The sequence below is a fragment of the Haloarcula sp. Atlit-120R genome, from assembly GCF_003665885.1.
Lineage (GTDB): Archaea > Halobacteriota > Halobacteria > Halobacteriales > Haloarculaceae > Haloarcula > Haloarcula taiwanensis.
Window position 1 is genome coordinate 1 of sequence record NZ_QPLN01000115.1, and the last position, 438, is coordinate 438.

The window sequence follows — 438 nt, forward strand, 5'->3', positions numbered from 1 at the left end:
TGCGAACAGTATCACCCTCACTCCGGGGACGTTGACAATGGACTACGACGACGACACGAACACGCTGTACGTGCACAGCATCGACGGGAGCGACCTCGACGGCATTCTCGAACCGATTCGCCGGTGGGAGGACTACGCACTCGTCATCTTCGACGAAGAACTGAAGCCCGGCGACCCCGCACCGCAAGCGCAGGCCAACGGGGAGGACAGTAAGACCGCGGCCGTCGCGGGAGGTGAGCGGCATGGCTGACCCGGCGTACCTCACGTGGATGAACGACGTGCTCTTCGCCGGGCTCGTCCTCGCGGCCGGCCTGACGCTCCTCGTGAGCTATCGCGTCATTCGCGGGCCGACGGTCCCGGACCGCGTCGTCGCACTCGACACCATCGGGACGAACGTCGTCGCCATCGCCGCCCTGTACGCTATCTGGTCGAATCAGG

At 65.3% G+C, this 438-nt stretch carries 2 protein-coding genes; both read left to right on the top strand.

Annotated elements, in window-relative coordinates:
- Positions 1-250 (top strand): Na+/H+ antiporter subunit E (locus DVK01_RS21485; protein ID WP_199722425.1); only part of this gene is annotated, 250 nt, incomplete at its 5' end.
- The coding region (locus DVK01_RS21490) for a monovalent cation/H+ antiporter complex subunit F (protein WP_121538865.1) at positions 243-438 on the top strand (196 nt) is incomplete at its 3' end. The genes DVK01_RS21485 and DVK01_RS21490, both read left to right, overlap by 8 nt.